This is a genomic window from Pseudomonas sp. (assembly GCF_036404235.1).
In the GTDB taxonomy this organism is placed as follows: Bacteria; Pseudomonadota; Gammaproteobacteria; order Pseudomonadales; family Pseudomonadaceae; genus Aquipseudomonas.
On record NZ_DASWOT010000033.1, the window covers coordinates 1 to 20,467 of the forward strand.

The 20,467-nt window shown below is 58.8% G+C and carries 14 protein-coding genes; 7 read left to right on the forward strand and 7 right to left on the reverse strand.

Annotated features, from left to right (window positions below; all coding sequences use genetic code 11):
* Positions 1–382, forward strand: a 382-nt coding sequence (locus tag VGC62_RS04260; protein ID WP_331185820.1) for a biopolymer transporter ExbD, incomplete at its 5' end; no start/stop codon positions are given.
* Positions 383–557: 175 nt separating this feature from the next.
* Here the strand turns inward: VGC62_RS04260 and VGC62_RS04265 are convergent.
* Genes VGC62_RS04265 through VGC62_RS04275 form a run of 3 tightly spaced genes read right to left on the reverse strand, consistent with a single transcriptional unit; the run spans position 558 to position 4,021 of the window.
* A complete protein-coding gene (locus tag VGC62_RS04265) occupies positions 558–2,153 on the reverse strand; it encodes an ABC transporter substrate-binding protein (protein ID WP_331185821.1) in 1,596 nt (531 codons plus the stop codon).
* A 30-nt stretch (positions 2,154–2,183) separates the two neighbouring features.
* Positions 2,184–3,035 (reverse strand): ABC transporter permease, encoded by an 852-nt coding sequence (locus VGC62_RS04270; protein WP_331185822.1) that lies wholly within the window; start codon positions 3,033–3,035, stop codon positions 2,184–2,186.
* Positions 3,032–4,021, reverse strand: a complete 990-nt coding sequence (locus VGC62_RS04275) for an ABC transporter permease (protein ID WP_331185823.1) — start codon at positions 4,019–4,021, stop codon at positions 3,032–3,034. The genes VGC62_RS04270 and VGC62_RS04275 overlap by 4 nt, the downstream gene beginning before the upstream one ends.
* Before the next feature lie 289 nt (positions 4,022–4,310).
* Here VGC62_RS04275 and VGC62_RS04280 point away from each other — a divergent pair, with 289 nt between their 5' ends.
* From VGC62_RS04280 to VGC62_RS04300, 5 genes are all read left to right on the forward strand, one after another.
* On the forward strand, positions 4,311–5,552 hold the full coding sequence (locus VGC62_RS04280; RefSeq protein ID WP_331185824.1) for an acyl-CoA dehydrogenase family protein: 1,242 nt from the start codon (positions 4,311–4,313) through the stop codon (positions 5,550–5,552).
* Positions 5,553–5,704: 152 nt separating this feature from the next.
* Positions 5,705–8,242, forward strand: coding sequence for a TonB-dependent receptor (locus tag VGC62_RS04285; RefSeq protein ID WP_331185825.1), 2,538 nt, complete (start codon positions 5,705–5,707; stop codon positions 8,240–8,242).
* A 71-nt stretch (positions 8,243–8,313) separates the two neighbouring features.
* Positions 8,314–9,480, forward strand: a complete 1,167-nt coding sequence (locus tag VGC62_RS04290; protein WP_331185826.1) for an LLM class flavin-dependent oxidoreductase — start codon at positions 8,314–8,316, stop codon at positions 9,478–9,480.
* Between the two features lie 31 nt (positions 9,481–9,511).
* Positions 9,512–10,573 (forward strand): LLM class flavin-dependent oxidoreductase, encoded by a 1,062-nt coding sequence (locus VGC62_RS04295; RefSeq protein WP_331185827.1) that lies wholly within the window; start codon positions 9,512–9,514, stop codon positions 10,571–10,573.
* Positions 10,566–11,771 carry a JmjC domain-containing protein gene (locus VGC62_RS04300; RefSeq protein WP_331185828.1) on the forward strand — a complete coding sequence of 402 codons (1,206 nt, stop codon included), beginning with the start codon at positions 10,566–10,568 and terminating at the stop codon, positions 11,769–11,771. Before VGC62_RS04295 ends, VGC62_RS04300 begins: the two co-directional genes overlap by 8 nt.
* Here the strand turns inward: VGC62_RS04300 and VGC62_RS04305 are convergent.
* From VGC62_RS04305 to VGC62_RS04320, 4 genes are all read right to left on the reverse strand, one after another.
* Positions 11,768–13,360, reverse strand: coding sequence for an ABC transporter substrate-binding protein (locus VGC62_RS04305; protein ID WP_331185829.1), 1,593 nt, complete (start codon positions 13,358–13,360; stop codon positions 11,768–11,770). The genes VGC62_RS04300 and VGC62_RS04305 overlap by 4 nt on opposite strands.
* Before the next feature lie 116 nt (positions 13,361–13,476).
* Entirely contained in the window at positions 13,477–16,020 is a 2,544-nt protein-coding gene (locus VGC62_RS04310; protein WP_331185830.1) for a TonB-dependent receptor, read from the reverse strand.
* 225 nt (positions 16,021–16,245) lie between these two features.
* Positions 16,246–17,499: an SfnB family sulfur acquisition oxidoreductase gene (locus VGC62_RS04315; protein ID WP_331185831.1), complete on the reverse strand. Its 1,254-nt coding sequence runs from the start codon at positions 17,497–17,499 to the stop codon at positions 16,246–16,248.
* Between the two features lie 49 nt (positions 17,500–17,548).
* Positions 17,549–19,138: an ABC transporter substrate-binding protein gene (locus tag VGC62_RS04320; RefSeq protein WP_331185832.1), complete on the reverse strand. Its 1,590-nt coding sequence runs from the start codon at positions 19,136–19,138 to the stop codon at positions 17,549–17,551.
* A 307-nt stretch (positions 19,139–19,445) separates the two neighbouring features.
* Here VGC62_RS04320 and VGC62_RS04325 point away from each other — a divergent pair, with 307 nt between their 5' ends.
* Positions 19,446–20,465, forward strand: coding sequence for an ABC transporter permease (locus VGC62_RS04325; protein ID WP_331185833.1), 1,020 nt, complete (start codon positions 19,446–19,448; stop codon positions 20,463–20,465).
* Positions 20,466–20,467 lie beyond the last annotated feature (2 nt).

Genomic DNA, 20,467 nt, shown 5'->3' on the forward strand with positions numbered 1-20,467 from the left:
CAGCGATGAAGTGCTGAGCGAGATCAACGTCACCCCATTGGTGGACGTGATGCTGGTGCTGCTGGTGGTGTTCATCGTGACCGCGCCGCTGCTAACCAACTCGATCCCGATCAACCTGCCCAAGACCGAAGCGGTTGCGCCGCTGGAGCAGAAAGACCCGTTGGTGGTGAGCATCGACGACAAGGGCAAGCTGTTCATCAACAAGGACGAAGTGCAGCCGGACCTATTGGAAATCAACCTCAAGGCCGCCAAGGACAAGAACCCCGACGTGCGCGTGCAGTTGCAGGCCGACAACGGGGTGAACTATGGCGAAGTGGCACGGGCCATGGCCTCGATCGAGCGGGCGGGGATTACCAAGTTGTCGGTGATGACCGCCAAGTGATCAGGGCGTGAGGCGTTGCAAGCTTGCCAGCGAGTGAGGTTGAGTCGCGCAAGAGGCGTTGGAGGTTCCGACGCTTCTTGCGGGCAAGGCTTAAACAGGCTCTAAATCATTGTTCTATAGAGGTTTTTACAGGTTGTTCCTCTGGCAGGGGACAACCTGTTTTTTTGCTTGAGAATCAAGCCTTGATGTAAATCTCTGCCGCATTACTGCCCAGACCCTCGGCCCCGACAAAAAAGTTGCTCACGCGCTTGTCGTAGACGATGGGGTTGACCAGGGTTGATATGCCCAGATCGGGCAGGTCCTCGACAATGGTTTTCTGGAATTGGGCGAACAACGCAAAGCGCTTCTGCACGTCGGTCTCCACGGCGGCGGCTTCCAGAAGCTGGTCGACCTTGGGATTGCTGTAGTGAGCGCCATTGGAAAACGGCACGCCGGGCTGGAAGTTCTTCGACCAATACAGTCGTTGTACGCCAACGGTGGGGTCGAACAGGTTGCTCATGCCATTAAGCGTGAAATCGAAATCGCGGTCGGTGTAGACGCGCTTCACATAAGTGGCGAAGTCTTGCGAACGCAAGGTCACCTCAATACCAATCTTTGCCAGTGCCTGTTTAATGTAATCAGCGGTGCGTCGATAGGTTTCAGGGCCCGGCAGCGGATCGAGGGTGAGCTTGAAGCGAGTGCCATTGCCGTCGCGCGGATACCCTGCATCGTCCAGCAACTGGTTGGCCTTGGCGACGTCGAACGCATAGCGCGGCAAATCGGGCGCATAGAAGTTTTTCATGTCCGGACTGATCGGCCCATACAGCGGTTTGCCGTAGCCCAGGAAGATGGTTTTGCGGATGAACTCAAGGTTGATCGCATGTGCAATAGCGGTTCGCACCTCATGTTTTTGCAGGTACGGGTTATCGAAGTTGAACTCCACGCGGGTGATGCCATTGATGTAGGGTTCGCCGCGGTCTTCAATGCTCAAGCGTGGATTGCTCTTGATTCGCTCGATGTCACTGAGCGGCACGCCGCCTGTTGAAATATCGATTTCCCCGGCTTCCAGTGCCGCGACCGTCGCCGCCGAATCGGCGATGAAACGCACGATGATGCGGTCCAGATACGGCTTGGGCGCGTCCCAATAATGGGGGTTGCGCTCAAGGATCACATGGCTGCCGCGCACCCACTCCTTGAACACGAATGGCCCGGTCCCGATGGGCGCCGTAGCGTTGGCATGGGTTTCCGGGCGCGCCTGGCCATAGACGTGCTTGGCCACGATGGGCGATTCACAGGCGGCCAACGCGGTGAGCAAATACGGCGCCGGCTTGCTGAGCTTGAGCTGCACCAAATGGGGATTGATCGCCGTAACGCTGGCCACGTTGGCGAAGGTGGCACGGCCACGTGGGTTTGAAGCCTTGAGCGTTTGCAACGAATACACCACGTCATCGGCGGTGAAATCCTGCCCGTCGTGCCATTTCACACCCTGGCGCAAGCTGAACGTGTACTCAAGGCCGTCATCGCTGACGGTCCAGGCGGTGGCCAGTTGCGGCAGCGGTTTGAGGTCCAGATCGTAGGTCAACAGACCTTCTGTAATCTTGCCAGCGATGTACACCGTGGCGCCCGCGGTGTGGGTTAGGTTGACCAGGATCGGCGGCTCGATGGCGATGTGCATTTTCAGCGTGCCGCCCCGTACCGGCGTGTCGTCGGCGAACGAGAATCGTGGGGTCAACTGCAACAGGGTGGTACTGGCGCCGGCGTAAACCAGCAACTGGCGTCGAGTCAGGCTCATGATGATGTTCCGTTGGGGGCAGGGCCAAGGTCACTTATGGCCTTGGGCATGAGTGGGATTGAAGGCATCGGTCAGGCCGTCGCCAATCAGGTTGAAAGCCAGCACAGTGAGAAAGATCGCAAAACCAGGGATCGCCGTCAGGTACCAGGCGGTGCGGATCTGCTCGCGACCGCTGCCGATCATGCTGCCCCAGCTCACCTGGTTAGGATCGCCCAGGCCCATGAACGACAATGCCGACTCCATCAGCACGGCCGAGGCGACCATGATCGACGCCGTGACGATCAGCGTCGGCAGGATGTTGGGCAGCACTTCGAGGACGATGATCCGCAGGTGCGTATAGCCGACGCTACGAGCGGCGAGGATATATTCGCGCTCACGAATCGAGCGCACTTCGGCACGCACCAGACGCGCAACCGTAGGCCAGGAAATAACACCGATGGCAAAGATCAAGGTCGACACCGAAGGCTGGGCAATCGCCACCAGTGCAACCAGCAGCACGAAGCTGGGCATGGTCTGGAAAATCTCGATCAGGCGCTGCAACGCATAGTCGATTTTGCCGCCGAAATAACCGGCCATGGCGCCAATGCTCAGGCCCAGCAATACGCCGAACAGGCTGGCAAGAATCCCTACCAGCAGCGATACGCGCCCGCCATGTACGACCCCGGCCATCACGTCGCGACCCAATGCATCGGTGCCCAACGGATAGTGCCAGTCTTGTCCAGGCCATAGCAGCGCATCGGCTTCCATGTCGAGCGGGTCCCCCGGATAAAGCAACGGGGCCGTCAGCGCCAGCAGGGTGATTACGATCAGAAAAACCAGCCCGGCCAATGCCGTCGGGTTACGCACAAAACGTCGCAGCGCAGGGCTGCGCTGCCCGCTCATCGACGACTCCGGATGCGCGGGTCGAGCCAGGTTTGCAGCAAGTCCACCAACACGTTGGTAATGATCACCAGCAGCGACGAGATCAACAGGATGCCCAGCAGCACGTTGTAATCCCGGGCCATGACCGCGTCATACGCCAGCCGACCCAAACCGGGCAAGCTGAACACGGTTTCAATCACCACCGCGCCACCGAGCATGCCGCCAAAGTGCAGACCGGCCATGGTGGTGATGGGCAGCAGTGCATTGCGCAACACATGTTTAAAGGTAATCACCCAAGGTGAAAGGCCCTTGGCCGCAGCCGTGCGCACGTAATCCTGGGCGCCCGCTTCGAGCATCGAGGCACGGGTCAGGCGGGCATAGATCGCGATGTAGATCAGCGCCAGTGAACTGGCCGGGAGCGCCATATAACGCAAGGTGTCGAGGATTGCCGGCCAACCGTGTAAATCGGCACCGATGGTGCCTGCGCCGCCCGTGGGAAGCCACGCCAACTTGACTGAAAACACCACGATCAGCATCAGGCCGATCCAGAAACCCGGGACTGAATAGAAGAACTGCGAACACACCGACAACAGCCGGTCAGGCCAGCGACCGTGCCATTTGGCCATGAGCATGCCCAGCGCGATACCCAGCAATAACGAGAAAAACAAGGCGAGCAGCATCAGTGTCAGCGTGGTGCCCAGACGTTGCGAGATCAACGCCTGGACCGACGAGCCATAGCGAGCTGAATAGCCGAGATTGAGGTGCGCCAGGTTGCTCAAGTAATGCCAGAGCTGGAGGGGAATCGATTGGTCCAGACCAAACTGGCTGCGCAACGCGGCGAGGCTTTCTTGGGTGGCCGAGCCAGACTCGCCGGCCATCACATCTGCCGCATCGCCCGGCGCCAATTGCAGCAGCAGGAAGTTAATCAGAAGAATACCCAGCATGGTGGGCAGAGTGTGCAACAAGGTGCGCCAGAGTGCGTTGCTTAATGTCCGCAGTATCTTCATTGAATATTCTCATCAAGTGCGGCGCTATTAACGGTTTGCTTATAACCTTTGTCAATGACGGAAAAAGTAATAACGTTATGCGTTTGTGTTTATCTAAGCATAGATAAAAAAGATATACGCCTGCTAAGTCTAGGTGATTGACGCGTTGGTGACGGATGATTACTGTCGGCAACCTGTCAGTTAAATCCCGTTAGACAGCGAATTTTTATTCTTAAAAGTTATAGGGTCTGTCAAACAGTGATGGATCATTTTCCTTGATGGGTTTCTTAATTAGTTAGATGAGGCAATTGTGGCGCTCAATCACTTTATTGATGTTGGCTCAACCCAATTCGACACTTCATCCTCAGACATCCTGCAACGCCTGCTGGGGCGCATACCCGCATTGGTCGAGGAGATTGCCAAAGGCGCATCGACCCGTGATCTCGAACGAGAATTACCGTTTGAAGCCTTTGGGCAGCTTAGCGAGGCGGGGCTTGGTGCGTTGCGGATTCCGCGTGAATTGGGCGGACCTGGCGGCAGCGTCAGTGATTACATCGAACTGATTAGCACCCTGGCCAGTGCCGACCCTAATGTGGCGCACGCGTTGCGCTCGCATTTCAATTTTAGCGAAGCGGTGATCCACAGCCCTGACAGTGCGGAGAAGCGTGATTACGTCAGCAAGATCCTGGACGGCAAATTGTTTGCCGGGGCCCACACCGAAGTCGGCGCACCATTGGGCACAATCCTCACGCGGCTGACCCGAGACGGCGACAGCTACCGTTTGAACGGCAAGAAGTGGTACGCCACAGGCTCGGCGTACGCCGATTTTCTGTCCTTTTCTGCCACCGACGACAGCGGACAACTGATCTCCGTGCTGTTGCCAGCGGATCGCCCAGGCATCAACGTACTGGATGACTGGGACGGCATGGGCCAGCGCCTGACCGCCAGCGGTGGTGTTTTACTGGACAACGTCCAGGTGCTGGCCAGCGAAGTCAAAACCCGCAGCCATAACGCCGATGTCGGGCGCCACTGCTCAACGTTGCGTCAATTGCACTTGGCGGCCTGCGCTGCCGGTGTGGTGCGCAATATCCGCGAAGATGCTATCGGTTACGTGCGCAATCAGGCGCGAGCGGCGATGCACAGCCCGGCCGATATCGCCCGTGACGATCAATTCGTGCAACAGGTGGTCGGCGAAATTGCCGCCAATGCCTACGCGGTGGATGCCTTGATCGCTGAGACTGCACGCATCCTGGGTGACAGTTCGGTCGCACTGTTTACCGACGCCGACACATTGGATCAACAGTTGATAAAAGCCTCGATCAGTAATGCGCAAATGCAAGTGGTGGTCGCCAAACTTGCGTTGCGTTCGGCCGAGGTACTGTTCGAAGTGGGTGGCGGTTCAGCCACTTCGCGTAAATATAATTTTGATCGGCACTGGCGCAACATACGTACCGTGTTAAATCACAATCCGCTCTTGCATAAAGCCAGGGTGGTGGGCGACTTTTATTTGAATGAAACCACCACGCACCTTCGAGAGGGTTTGGTTTTCTAAGCCCTGATAAGTCGGTTACATGTTTCAACCCAATGTTCGCTAGTACCCCTAACGCGCAAGACCCCACCAGGTACCGCTTTTTCATAATCCTTGTTCGATGGCCAGGAACGTCCACCACGCCAGCAATAAATTGATTTTTTGCAGGTAGTCGCATGAATGCTCGTTTAAATACCCCACGCTCGCCCCTCGGATTGATGGTGTCGATTGGTGTGATGACACTGTGTGGCAGTGCTGCAGTGCTCGCCGACGATTCAACCGGCGCACGTAATGCGGCCCAATCCGGTAACGGCGACGATGCACTTGAAACCGTGGTAGTGACGGGGTCTCGGGCCGAGAAGCGCACCGTTGCGCAAAGCCTTGCGCCGATTGATGTGATCAGTGCCGACGACCTGGCCCGTTCAGGCAAGCAGAACCTGCGTGACGCATTGGCCGCACAAGTGCCCTCGTATACCAACGATGCGGGGTTCACCGGCGCGACCGGTATCGCCGTGAAGTCGGCGACCCTGCGTGGCCTGGGCGGTAACTCGGTGTTGGTTCTGGTCAACGGTAAGCGTCGGCACAACACCGCGCAGATATTCCATCAATCATCCTCGACCTCCAACGGCCAGTCGCCAGTCGATTTGGATCTGATTCCGGTCAGCGCCGTCGATCACATTGAAGTGCTGCGCGACGGTGCCGCCGCTCAATACGGTTCCGACGCCATCGCAGGCGTGATCAATATCATCCTCAAGCGCAATAACAGTGGCGGGCAGGCGACAGCGATCTACGGTCAATACGGACAGCGAGAAGGCCACAAGGGTAACTACGGTGCCACCGGAGAAAGCCTGATCAACCAGGGTTTTGAATTGCCCAACGACGGTTTTTTCAATCTCAGTGGCGACATCAAGGTTCAGGAAACCAGCAACGTCGCCGGTGCTGTACCGGACCGCACGAAAATCTATTCCGGTAACGATCCGCGAGAGTTTGGCGACAGCCGCAACCGGCAAATCATGGGCCAGCCTCGGGCGCAGACCTATAACTTTGCCTACAACGCCGAACTGCCGCTCAACGACGCGCTGGATTTCTACTCGTTCTCCACCTTCAGCCACCGTGACTCGACAGGCTTTGGCACATACCGTACAGCCAACTCCGCACAAAACATTCCGGAAATCTACCCGGATGGTTTCCTGCCTAAATTCCGCTCGGTCGAGGATGACCTGCAAGGCGTGTTCGGTATCAAGGGCCAGGACGTGCTCGGTTGGGATTGGGACCTGTCGACCAGCTACGGCCGCAACGACGTTCACTACCACAACGACGATTCGCTGAATGCCTCGTTCGGGCCGTCGAGCCCGACCGACATCGACAACGGCGAAGCGATTTTCAGCCAATGGACCAACAACCTCGACATCAATCGCTCGTTTGACACCGGCTTGTTCGCCAACCCGCTGCACGTGGCGAGCGGGATCGAGTACCGGGTCGATGGCTACCAGATTCGCAAGGGCGAATACGCATCCTATGCCGATGGTGGCTACATCTACCCGGCAGGCTCGCCGAATGCGGGTAAACGGCCCAGTTCGGGTTCGGCCGGTTGGGGCGGTTTCAGCCCCGAGGCCGAAGGCAGTTGGGATCGCAGTAACACCGCAGGCTACATCGATTTCACGCAGAAGCTGACCGACAAATGGGAGGCGAGCCTGGCGGGGCGTTTCGAGCATTACAGCGATGTTGGCGACACCACCAGCGGCAAGCTGTCCACGCGTTATCAGCTGACCCCAACTTTCGCTGTGCGCGGCGCCATCAACAACGGTTTCCGTGCGCCATCGTTGCAACAACAGCACTTTTCCTCCAGCACTTCGGCATGGAATGCTAACCCTGTCACCGGCGTGCTGTACCAGGCCGTGACCAATTACGCGGTACCGGGTTCGGCGACGGCTGCAGCCTTGGGCTCCGAGAAACTCAAGCCTGAGAAGTCGCGCAACTACAGCGTCGGATTCGTGGCTACACCTGCCAAGAACCTCGACGTCACGGTGGATTTCTACCAGATCGACATCAAGGATCGCATTCTGCAGACCAGTTCGTTGAGCGGCGTCACCGACCCGAATATTGCCGCCTTGTTGGCCAACGCTGGCCTGGACACCAACCAAAGCGTCGCCTACTACGGCAACCTGGCCGACACCCGCACCCGCGGTATCGATCTGGTGGCTGATTACCGTACCGATTACGGCCCCTATGGTCGCGGCAAATGGACATTGACCAGCACCCAAAGCCTGCAGGAAATCCGCAGCATCAAGGAGCCCGATTCGTTGGCCGGCACCGGGGTGCAAGTGCTCGGGCGCGACAAGCAGGGCAACCTGACCAGCGCGTTCCCGAAGAACAAGACCGCGCTGTCGCACACCTGGTACATCGATGATTTCGAGGTCTCGCTCAAGGAAACCCGCTACTCGCCGGTGACTGGCAAGAGCTACTACAACCCCAACCGCGACGAGAAGGTCAAGTCGGCATTCATCACCGACCTGGACGTGGGCTACAACATCAGCGATTCGCTCAAGGTGTCGGTGGGTGGCTTGAACCTCTTCAACGAACGCCCGGAACAGCTCACCGAGCAAGCCAAGCTTTATTACTTCATGCCCGTCGATAACCCGGCCTATAGCTGGTATTCGCCCTACGGCGTGGACGGTGGCTACTACTACGCACGACTCGACTACTTCTGGTAATCGCGGTGGCGGGCAGGCCATTGCAGGCTTGCCCGCCCCAGCCTTTCATTCGCCTAAAAAAGGACACCGAAATGGCTCAGCCACAGCTCGATTCTACGTTTGAACGTTCCGCATTTACGACGCCGCTGGACTATCCCGACAGCCCGTTGAGCAAGGCCCTCAAGCAACCGTTGCTGCTGGGCGTGTTTCTCAACATGCAGGACATTCGCCTGACCAATCACCCGACCTCCAACACCTGGACATTCGACTACAACGCGAAGATCGTGCAGCAAGCCGAAGCGCTGGGTTTCGATCTGGCCTTCAGCCGCACGCAGTGGTTGCCCAAGGGCGGCTACGACGGTGAGGCGTCGCTGGATTCGTTCATTGCCGTGGGCGCAATGGCAGCCATCACCCACAGCATCATTCTGATCTCGACCATCCATGTGCTGTACGGCCCGTTGCACCCGCTGCACATCGCTAAATACGGCGCGACCTTCGACCATATCGCGAAAGGTCGTTGGGGCATCAACATCGTGACCGGCCATCGCCCTGTCGAGCATGAGATGTTCGGCCACCCGCAGATCGAACATGACCAGCGCTATCAACTGACATCGGAGCTGTTCGATGTGCTCAATACCCTGTGGAGCAGCGACGAGAACTTCACGTACGAAGGCCAACACGGCTGGAAGATAAAAGACGGCTTCATCACGCCCAAGCCGTTGTACGGGCGCCCGGTGTTGGTGACGGCCACCGGATCGCAGGCCGGTATCGACTTTGCCAGCGGCCAGTCAGACCTGGTGTTCATCACCAACTCGTCGGGTTCCGGGATTCGCGAAACCCTGGAAGACATCCCTGCGCATGTACAGAAAATCAAGGCGCGGGCCCGTCAGTTCGGGCGTGAGGTATGCACGATCATCAATCCGATCATCGTCAGCCGCGACACCGAACAAGAGACCCAGGATTACCTGGAGGCGATTGTCGGGAATAAGGTTGAGGGCGCTTTTGGCAACCACAAGGCTTATGCCAGCGATGCCCATGCCTGGCGTGGACGCGCAGAAGGCTCGCGCAATACCGGGCTCGGTCTGGGCGGCAACATTGAGATCGTCGGCACGCCGGAGCAAGTGGTCGAGCAACTGGTGGCACTCAAGGCGGCCGGCATCGACGGTGTGCAACTGAACTTCCATGACTTCGCTGTCGACCTGGCGCATTTCGGTGAGCGAATCCTGCCGCTGCTCAAGCAGGCAGGCTTGCGTCTGTAACGCGCCCTTCAACCCTCATCAGGAGCAGACCATGAGTCTGGAATTCATCGGCCACACCAGCAGCCGCAGCGGCGCAGAGGTGATCGAAGCCACTGGACCGATCATCGATAAGGCCTATATCAAGCGCATGGCCCATACCGCCGAGGCCAACGGTTTTGACCGCCTGCTGATCGGCAGCTTCTCGACCTGGCCGGACAACAACCAGATCGCCGCCTACGTGCTGCACAACACCGAGCGCCTGGGAGTGATGCTCGCGCACCGGCCCGGTTTCGTGGCGCCGACGGTCGCAGCGCGGCAGTTGGCAACCCTGGATCAATTCAGCGAAGGACGGCTGGCGGTGCATGTGATCAGTGGCGGAACCGACATCGATCAACAACGCGACGGCGATTTTCTGGCCCATGACGAGCGCTATGCGCGTACCGCCGAGTACCTGACGGTGGTCAAGAAGGTCTGGCACAGCGATCAGCCGTTCGATCATCACGGCGATTACTACCGGGTCAAAGGCGCGCTCTCCACCGTCAAACCCTGGCGTGCGTCCGGTGTGCCGATCTTTTTCGGTGGATCTTCGGCGGCGGCGTTCGAGGTGGCGGGGCAGCACGCTGAAGTCTATGCACTGTGGGGCGAATCACTGGCGCAAACGGCCGAGACCATCGCCAACGTGCGCAAGGCGGCGGCCAAATACGGGCGTGAGGATCAGATCAAGTTTTTGCTGGCGTTTCGACCGTTGGTGGCCGATACCGAAGATGCAGCGTGGGCCCGCAGTCGCGAGTTGTTGGCCGCCGCACGGGAAAAATACCCGGCCGCACCGGCCTTGCATCAAAACGTCGGTTCGCAGCGCCTGCGCGAGGCCGCCGCGCAAGGCGCGGTGCTGGATCAGCGGCTATGGACCGAGTTTGCGGCCGTCACGGGCGCCCATGGCAACTCCACCGCATTGGTCGGTACGCCGGAACAAGTGACCGATGCGCTGCTGGAATACCACAAGCTGGGTGTCGATAAATTCTTGATTCGCGGTTTCGATCCGCTGCCCGACACCCTGGTTTTCGGGCGGGATGTGATTCCACTGGTACGCGCCGCTGTAGCACGCAATGGCTGAAATGACGCTACTCAATCAACTGTTTGGCATCGATGGGCTCAAGGTCGAAGGGGAGGGTTGGCCGGCTGCGATCAAGGTCAAACACGGCGCCTTGACGAGATTACCCGGCCTGTTTCAACAACCACTGCTCAAAACGCCGGAGCAACTGGCCGACCGTTACCGTGGGCCGCTGTCGTTTGGTCGCGGCTTACGTTCGCCACAGACGTTCGACAGCCACGCCAACGCGGCAAGCCTTCTGCGGTTGGGGCTTACCGTGTTTCTGCAAGACATTGCTGGCAGTCTGCCTGGGGCTACGGCGTTTTTGCGCCAGTTAGAGCGCGAGTTGGGCGTTGTTGAAGGCAGCGCCCGTCTTAGCGCTTTCGCCTCGCCCGGAGACGACGGCGTGTCCTGTCACTACGACGCCGAAGAGGTGATCTCGATTCAGCTACTGGGTCGCAAGACCTTTCATGTGGCGCCAATGACCGAGATCGAGTTGCCTTACGGGGCGCAATTCGGGCCAGACATGGTGGCCGTGGAAAACCTTTACGAACAGGCGCGCGAGGGGTTCCCGGACCCATCGCAGGTTGCGTTTGAAGCACACGACATGCGGCCCGGGTCGGTGCTGTATTTGCCGCGTGGCACCTGGCATCGAACGCAAGCGTCAGAACCCTCGTTGTCGCTGAGTATTGTCATTCGGCCGCCCGTGCTGGCGCAGGCATTGCTGGGTTGGTTGAAGCCATGGTTGCTCGGCGACGCGCGTTGGCGCTTACCGTTGTATGGCGAAATCGAGGCGCACACGCCTCGCCTGAAGTCGTTGCTCAGGGAGCTGGCGGCGCAGTTGACGCAGCACGCAGAAACGCCAATTTTGAGCTGGAACTCGGCACCGTCGGTAGACAGCACTGACTTGTTGCGGGTCCCCGGTTCGCGACTCGATTGGCATGAACTTGCAGCGCAGCCGCGCTCAATGTCGGAGAACGCCGTTGCGCGTCTTCGACTTCAGGTCACGGCGCTGGACCAGGATTGGCGCGAACGCGTCACGCTGGACACTGAAATCCCCGCTGTCTTGTTGCCGGTAATCACTTGGCTACAACACCGCAAGACCGCCTTCGATGTACAAGGCATCAACCAGCAATTGCCGCACCTTGCCAAAGGCGATCTGCGCCAATTGCTGGAGTTGCTGCTCAAGGCGCACGCGTTGCGGCAACTGGTGCCGCGTTAGCCCAAGCGCACTTCAGACAGATTGCCGATGAAGCCACCGCCAGTGGAGTCCGTCAGGTTAAGCACGGTAGTGCGTGCCAGCAGCGCGTCTTCGCTGGAAATGATCGGAATACGCGGCAAGTCCTCCAACACTTTTGTCTGTACCTGGTGGTAGAGCTCCCAACGATGTTTAGGGTCGTTGTCGACCTGGGCCTGTTCCAGCAAGCCGTCGACTTCGGGGTTTGAGTAGTGAGTGGCGTTGGAATAGGCCACGCCCGACTGAATGTTCCGCGACCAGTAAAAGCGCTGCAAACCGATGGCTGGGTCCGGCGCGGTGGAGGCTGGCGACAGATTTGTGTCGAAATCGTAGCGGCCGTAGATGCGGTCGATAAATTGCGCATAGTCCTGATTGCGAATCTCCAGCTTGACGCCGATTTTGGCAAAGGTGCTGCGCAGAAAGTTCGCGGTCTGCTGGTACACCGCCGAAGGGCTGGGGTCGTTTTTGATTCGCAGGCGAATGCCGTCCTTGTCCTTCTTCAGCCCTGCGGCTTCCAGCAGCGCTTCGGCGCGCTTGAGATCGAACGGGTAGTGCGGCACATCGGCGCTGTAGAACTGCGGGAAGTTTTTGGGGATCGGCGAATCGGCGGTGGTGCCCTGGCCCAGCAGGATGTTCTTGAGAATGAATTCCTTGTCGATCGCGTGAGCGAACGCCTGACGCACTCGTATGTCCTGGAATTCCGGGCGCTGTAGGTTGAACTCCAAGGCCATGATGCCTGTGCCGCCATAAGTGTTCAGTTGATCGTAGACAGTCAGGGCAGGGTTGTTTTTCAGCCGCTTGATTTCGCTGTTGGAGAGGGTGTCGGCATAGGCGACATGCACCGCGCCGGTCTCCAGTGCCGCCGACACCGACGAGGGATCGGCGATAAACCGGTAGACCACTTGATCAAGAAGCGGCTTGCCGGACTGCCAGTAATGGGGGTTGCGCTCCAGGGTCAGGTAATTGCCGCGCACCCACTCCTTGAGGCGAAACGGTCCGGTGCCGACCGGCGCGGTATTGGCCGGGTTATTCAGGATGTCGGTCCCGGCATACAGATGACGCGGCAATACTTGAGAGTCCCGGGCATTCAAGGCACTGAGCAGGTAGGGCGTGGGTTTGGACAGGTTCCACACGGCAGTCAATGGGTCCGGGGTCTCGACGCTTTGCACGTTGGGGAACGCCGAGCGGCCGCGTGAGCTGTATTTCTTCCACACCTGCATGACCGAGAAAGCGACATCCTCCGAGGTGAACGGCTGGCCGTCATGCCAGAGCACGCCGGCGCGCAACTTGAAGGTGACTTGCAGGCCATCGGGGCTAAAGCTCCAGCTTTCGGCAAGCTGCGGCTGCGGGCCGTTGGTTGGGCTCAGATACAACAGGCCATCGAAGAGCTTGGGCGAAATCAATTGGGTTGCCGGCGCCGTGGTCAGGCCGGTGGTCAACACGGTCGGCTCGGGGTTTTGCGCGATGATCAACGTCCCACCGGGGCTGTCAGCAAAGGTCAGGCGTTGCCCGAGCAAGCCAAAGGCTGCTGTGGATGCCAGCGAATAGCCAAGAAATGTGCGTCGCGTAACCATGCAGGTCCATCCTCTACTGATGTTGTTGTTGCGTAACACCCGCCCCACCTGTGCCAGCAAGCTCGCTCAGGCGGGGCGGGGTGAGGCGCTGTTCGGTGAGCTGGCGCGACCACCGCTTACCAGTCGTAACTCACGCGTGCGTAATAGAACCCGCCGCCAATGCCATACGGTGTGTTGCGATTGGCGTAAGGGTCCTCATGGTTGATGGTCGAGGCCAGGGTGTCGGGCTGGTCTGGCGCACGTTTGTTGAACAGGTTATTGGCGCCCAACGTCGCCTTCACGTTGTCGGTCACCAGATAACTGAGGCTGGCATCGGTGATGAACGAGTCGCTGGTGGTCGAGTCCTGGGCGCGATTGAGCACGTTGTTCACGGCGCGGGTTTTGGAGTAGTAATGCTCGGTCAACTGCACCTGAAACCTGCCCAATTGCCAGTCGAGCGAACCGCGCACGATGTTTTGCGGCAGGGCTTGTTCCAGCAGGGTAATGCGCTCGCGATCCAACAGACTGAGCCCGGCGTTGGTCAATACCGCCGGATCGTCGACGCTTTTCACCTCGTTCTTGTTGCGTGCATAGGACAAGCCCCAGTGCGCGCGACCGTACTGATCGTAATCGGCGTCATAGTCGACCTTCAGCTCAATGCCTCGGGTCTGGGTGTCGCCGAAGTTGGTGAAATAACGCACTTGCTGCTGGCTGGTCAGTCCGGCGTTGGTCAGTGCTTGCGCCACGGCGGCATTGTTGAAGCCGTTGAAGGCGCCGGTGAGAAAGATCCGGTCGCGGATGTCGATCTGATACACGTCAATCGATGCCGAAAGCCGGTCGGTAGGGGTGAACACCAGGCCAAAACTGACGTTGGTGGATTTCTCCGGCTTGAGTTTTTTAGCGCCCAGCGCCTGGGCGGCGGCTGAGTCCGGGCGCAGGGTGTCGTAGTAATAGGAAATGTACGAGGTGTTGGTGATCGGATCGTTGACCGGCTGCACCGTTGCGCTTTGGTAGTTCTGTTCGGCCAGCGACGGCGCACGGAACCCGTTGCTCAAGGTCCCGCGCAATGCCACCTGATCGTTGAACTGATAGCGGTTGGAAAACTTGCCCGCCACCGCCGAGCCGAAGTCCGAGTAGTCCTCGTAGCGCACCGCCAGGCCGGTGTCCCACTTGGAGGTTATTTTTTGCGAGAAGTCGACGTAATACGCGGTGTTGTGCCGCGACTCATCGAATTCGAACTGCGGGCTGAAACCCGTCAGGAACGCCGAGCCCGCACCGGCCAGTTTGCCGCGCAGGTTCACGGCCGGGTAATCGTCGGGGTAACGATAGCCGCCACCGGCATACGAGTAATACTCGCCCGCACCCAACTCAAGGCTGTCGTAGCGATACTCGGTGCCCACTGTCACGTTCAGCGGCGCGTCGAACAACCGGGTGTCGAACGCCCGCTGGCCCGACAGCGAGAGGATACTTTCGGAAAACTTCAGATCACCGGCGTGCATGTTCTGCAACGGCAACAGCGCGCCGAACGAGGGGTTGGTGGTGTTGAGAATGTTGATGTCGGCGCGGTTTTGGCCGTAGCTCAACCCGGCGTCCCAACTCCAGCCAAGAATGTCTTGGGCCTTGATCCCCAGGTTGAGCTGTAGGTCGTCTTCCTTGGTTTGCAAGCGCGAGCTGTAGCCGCCCGGCGTGGTAATGACGTTGGATGTCGCGTTGGTCTCGGAGCGAAACGAGCCTTTGGCTTCCGAGGTGCGCGGGCTGTAGGTGGCGAAGGAATACAGCGACAGGTTGTCGTCCAGCGGCAGGCCAAGGTTATAGGCGAAGCTGGTGCTTTCCTGGATGGGCACCACCTCGTAGTTTTCCGGCACGTTACGATTGGCGCTGGCCTCTCGTGGGTCGTTGGGGTCGGCGTAGATTTGCCAGATCGATTGCGTGGGTTGTTTCCACGGTCCGACGGTGTGGCTGTCGCCGGTTTTCAGGTACGACAGGCTCAGGTTGGCAAAGCCGCCGTTCTCCCCCAGTGCAAACCCGGAGTTCAAGCCACCGGTATAGGTCGCACCGGCATCGCCCAGATTGCCGACCTTGGACACGTCATGGTTGTACTCGCCATATGAAACGTCTGCCGAACCGCCCGAAGACGCCGATTTGAGGATGACGTTGATCACCCCGGCAATCGCGTCCGAACCGTATTGCGCGGCGGCGCCATCGGTCAGTACCTCGACGCGTTCGACCGCCGAGATCGGAATCAAGCCCAAATCGGCAGCGGATGATCCCAAGGTAGCGCCGCCGCTGTTGTTGATCATCGAGGTGCCGTGCCGACGTTTGCCGTTGACCAGCACCAATACCTGGTTACCCGACAGCCCGCGCAGGGAAGAGCCTCCGACGTTTTTGGACAGGGCGCCACCGTTGCTGTTGATGTTGATATAGGACGGCGCGACCTGCGACAGCGCCCGGCGCAGATCGCTGGCACCTGTGGCGCGCAGTGCATCGCCTTTGATCAATTGCACAGGAGCCAAGGCTTTGAGGGCGGTCGTTTCGACCCGCGAGCCCGTCACGACAACGGTTTCAAGACGGTCTTTCTCGTAATCGGTTTCAGCTTTGGCAGAGTCGATGGGCGCAAGACTGACGGCGCCCATGGAAAATACAACGCCCAAGGTATGACGTCTGGACTGAAGTGAAGACATAGATGTGTGCCTGGTATTGCTTCTGCATTCTTGGCTGTGGGTGCAGGAGTGATTCGACGCTGGCTGATTCTAGCCTGGCAAATAAAGGTGGTTTTTTGTGCGGGGTGAAGTGCTGTCTAGGTGTGGTGGTTTCCTTATTGTTGTGCCGAGCGAGTGGGCTAGGCGTTGCCGAAGGCTGCGACGCCAGCCAGTCAGGCAGACTGCAATCGCAGCCTTCGGCGGCATTTACGCAGTCGGGTGTTTGTCTGAGTCCTGGCCGAGCAAGTGGTATTTACCGATCAAGTTGAATTTCCAGGCCACAGGGTCGTGAACCGTGTGGGTGCGGGCGTTGCGCCAGTGACGGTCGAAACCGTATTCCAGGCGCGTGGAGCTGGCGCCGCCGAGCTGGAACAACTTGTTGCTGGCAAGCAGCGCCGCCTCGGTGGTGAGGATCTTAGCCACGGCTAACGCCGACGAGACTTTGGCTGAAGGCCCCGGGCCGTGTTCTGCGGTGACCTGGTCGAACAACGCCGCCGCTTGCTCCAGCACCGCTTCGCCGGCATGAATCCGCGTGTGCAAATCGCCGATGATTTCCAACACATACGGGTCTTGCTCGACCGCCGTCACGCCAGTGCGAGCATAAGGTCGGGCATGGTTGCGCACGTAATCAAGGGTGTCGTTGAAGGCTGCGCGGGCGATGCCCAGGTCCAGCGCGCTGTGGAATAAATCGGGAATGCCGTAGGTATTGGCGCAGGTTTTGCCCTGCTCGGTGTCCAGCACATGACTGTGCTCGACGCGTACGTTGTCCAGCAGCAGCGTGCCGCTGGCCGTGGTGCGTTGGCCGAAGCCGTCCCAGTCATCGATGATGCTCAAGCCCGGCGAATGGCGGTCCAGCACGGCGGTTTTCGACAGGCCGTTCTCGTCCACGCAACCTATGGAAATCAACTGCGAAAACAACGCGCCGGTGGAGTAAGCCTTGGCGCCGTTGACCCGGTAGTGATCGCCTTCTCGGGTTATTTGGGTGCGCGTGGTGCCGGCCGGCAGACTGCCGCCTTCGGCATGACCGTTACCCCAGCGATAGCCCTGAACGATCTTGCTGAAGAACAACTGTTTCTGTTCCTCGCGGCCCACCGCCTCAATGACGCTGCAGGCCAGGATGATGCTCAACAGCAGTTGCCCGATCGAGGCGTCGGCCTCGCCGATGATCGCGACCACACGGGTCAGCATCAGGTACGACACTTCGGCGCCACCATAGGCACGGGGCACCCTGATTGCCAGTAATCCGCTGCGTGCGCAATCTTCCAGCTCTTGCCACGGCAGATGCCGTTCAACATCGCGAACCTGCGCACCGAGCTTAAATTGCGCTGCGAGCCGCTGCGCCACTTGCAACGCCTCGGCTTCGCTGGCAATCACGTGAGCGGGACTTGCGGGCGGCAGCACCTTGCGATAAAGCGTTTCTGACGGCGTGACAGGCGGTGAGGCTAATTGTGTATCGGTCATGGGTGGGTCCTGTTCCTTGGGAGCGTCGGTGATTCAGGCTCAAAGCCGCTCAGGCCTGGTAACTCGCATCAGCGAAATTGCCGTACAGCGCCTCTGATGAGTTGAAAAAGTCCTTGAGCTGTTTTTGCGTGACCACCACCACAGTGGGGGAAACGATGGGGATCTTCGGCAGGTCAGTCAGCACAATCTGCTGGAACTCCGCGTACCAGGCCTTGCGCTTGACCGGGTCGAGTTCACCCTGGCCCAGGTCAAGCAGTTCATCCGCTCGTGGGTTGGCGTAACGTGCGCCGTTGGAAAAGGCGATGCCGGGTTTGAAGTTCGATGAGTGATAAAACCGTTGCGTACCCATCACAGGGTCCGGCCCTGCGGTGGCGCTGATCAGCGTGGTGTCGAAGTCGCGGCGGGTATAGACACGATTGACGTATTCGGGGAAATCCTGGGAGCGAATCACCAGCTTGACGCCGATCTTCGCCAGGTTGCTGCGCAGGTAGTGGGCGATTTGCAGCGTTTCGTTGGCCGGATTGGGGTCGTTGAACAGCGTCAGGCGTATACCGTCGGCGCCTTTTTTCAAGCCGGCTTCTTCAAGCAGGGTTTCTGCTTTGGTCAGGTCGAAGGGATATCGCGGGACGCTGTCGTCGTAAAAGTCGCTCATGCTCGCAGGGATTGCACTGAAGGCCGGTTTTGCGTAACCGAAGTAGATGTTCTTGACGATGAAGTCGCGGTCGATGGCGTGGGCAAATGCCTGACGTACTCGCACGTCTTGAAACAGCGGTTTTTCCAGGTTGAACTCAAAACCCACCAGCCCGGGGGAGTAGGGCGCGCTGATTTCAGTCACTTGCAGTTGCGGTATGCCGCGCAAGCGCTGGACGTTGCTCAGCGCCACCGAGGCCAACTGCACCGCCTGGGTTTCCAAGGCTGCCGACGCTGCCGTCAGATCAGGAATGATACGGAAAATCAACGCATCCAGATGCGGTTTACCCGCGTCCCAATAGTGCTCGTTCTTCACCAGATTGATCGACACGCCACGGTCCCAGCGTTCGAACTTGAACGGGCCAGTGCCGATGGGTTTGATGTTGTGCGGATTGCTCAACGGATTGCCGCTGTCGTACAGGTGCTTGGGCAGGACTTGAGCGTCGGTCGACGACAGCGCGCTCAGCAGGTAGGGCGCAGGGGACGACAGCGTCAGTACCACCTGCAAGGGTGTCGGTGTTTCGACCTTGCTGACCGGGGCGAAGGTGGTGATGCCCCGGGAGTTGAATTTTCGCCAGATATTTTGCAGGGAAAACGCGACGTCTTCGGCGCCGAACGGCTGACCATCGTGCCAGGTGACGCCTTGGCGCAGGTTGAACGTGTAGACCAGGCCGTCGGCGCTGACCTGCCAGTCAGTGGCAAGGCGCGGCACCGGCTGGCGTTGAGCGTCATAGGACAGCAGGCCGTCGAACACTTTGCTGGTCACGGTGTAAATAGTGCCGTCGGTGGTCAGCGCGTTGGTCAGCACGGTCGGTTCGGGAAATTGCGAAACCACCAGTGTTTGCTTGCCATCGACTGTGGCGAATATCCCCGATGCATGACTCAGTAATCCGGCACCCGCCGCCAGAATCATGGAATCCTTGATAAACGTCCTTCTGGTTAACGACATGCTGCACCTTTGGCAAAACAAGTAATAAGAGAGCGCGCTGGAATTTGGTTCTATGGTTAGAACCAGGCGGCGTTTATTAAAGTGGGGGGTGAATCGAAGTTCTGTTGGGCATCAGAACAGAGTCGCGAGCCTAGCTGAAACTTTCCGCGTTATTCAAGTGCGGACTTATAACGTTAAGTACAGTTTTAATGCCTTGATTGATAATAAGTTTAGAACTTTTTTGTCGGTGTTCGTTTTTCATAATTGCTGTATTAGTGTTCGCCGTTGAAACAGTCCCCGCTCAATCCGATTGTTTGCAGAGAACTCGATGCCGGTCAGCACTATTTATCAGCGTATTACCCAACGCTTGCATTCAGGACTGCGTGGCCCTCTGTTGCGGGCCGTTCCAACCGCCGTTGGGGTGATTATTCTTAACTTCATTCTGTTGCAGATGGTCCCGGGCGACGCAGTCGACGCGTTGGTGGCCGAAGCAGGCTCGGCCACCGCAGAAACCACCGCGTTGCTGCGCCAGCAATATGGGCTGGACAAGTCATCGCTGGCGCAGTTTGGCGAGTACATCAATCAACTTGCCCACCTAAGCCTTGGCGACTCACCGCGCTACGGCATCCCGGTGCTCGACGTCATTACCCAACGCCTGCCTAACACGTTGCTGCTGATGGGCCTGGCGCTGGTGATTTCGCTGGTGGTGGGCGTCAGTTTGGGCGTGGTAATGGCGCTGTGGAAGGGCAAATGGCCGGATCGCGTGTTGTCCTCGATAGCGTTCGTGTTGTATTCGACCCCGGGCTTTTGGATCGGCTTGATGGCAATTGTGCTGTTTGCGGTCAAGCTTGAGTGGCTGCCCAGCGGTGGCGACGGCACCATCGGCGCGGGCCTGACGGGGGTTGATAAGTTCGTCGACAAGTTGCAGTACGCGATTCTTCCGGCGTTGACCCTGGCCAGTTTCTTCGTCGCCATCTATGCACGCTTGACCCGCGCCTCGGTGCTTGAAGTGCTGACCCAGGATTACGTACGCACCGCTCAGGCCAAGGGCTTGTCACCGTGGCGCATTACCTGGCGGCATGTGCTGCGCAATGCGTTGTTGCCGCTGACAACAGTAGCCGGGGCGCATCTGGGTGGTTTGCTGGGTGGAGCGGCGGTGGCGGAAACCGTATTTGGCTGGCCGGGCATCGGGCGTCTGACTCTGGAAGCCGTCCAGGCCCGCGAATACAAGGTGTTGCTGGGCATCCTGCTGATGTCGTCGTTCATTGTGATCGTGGCCAACATTCTGGTGGATTGGCTGCATGCCAGGCTCGACCCGCGAATCGCTGCTCGATTGAAGGGGCTCTGAGC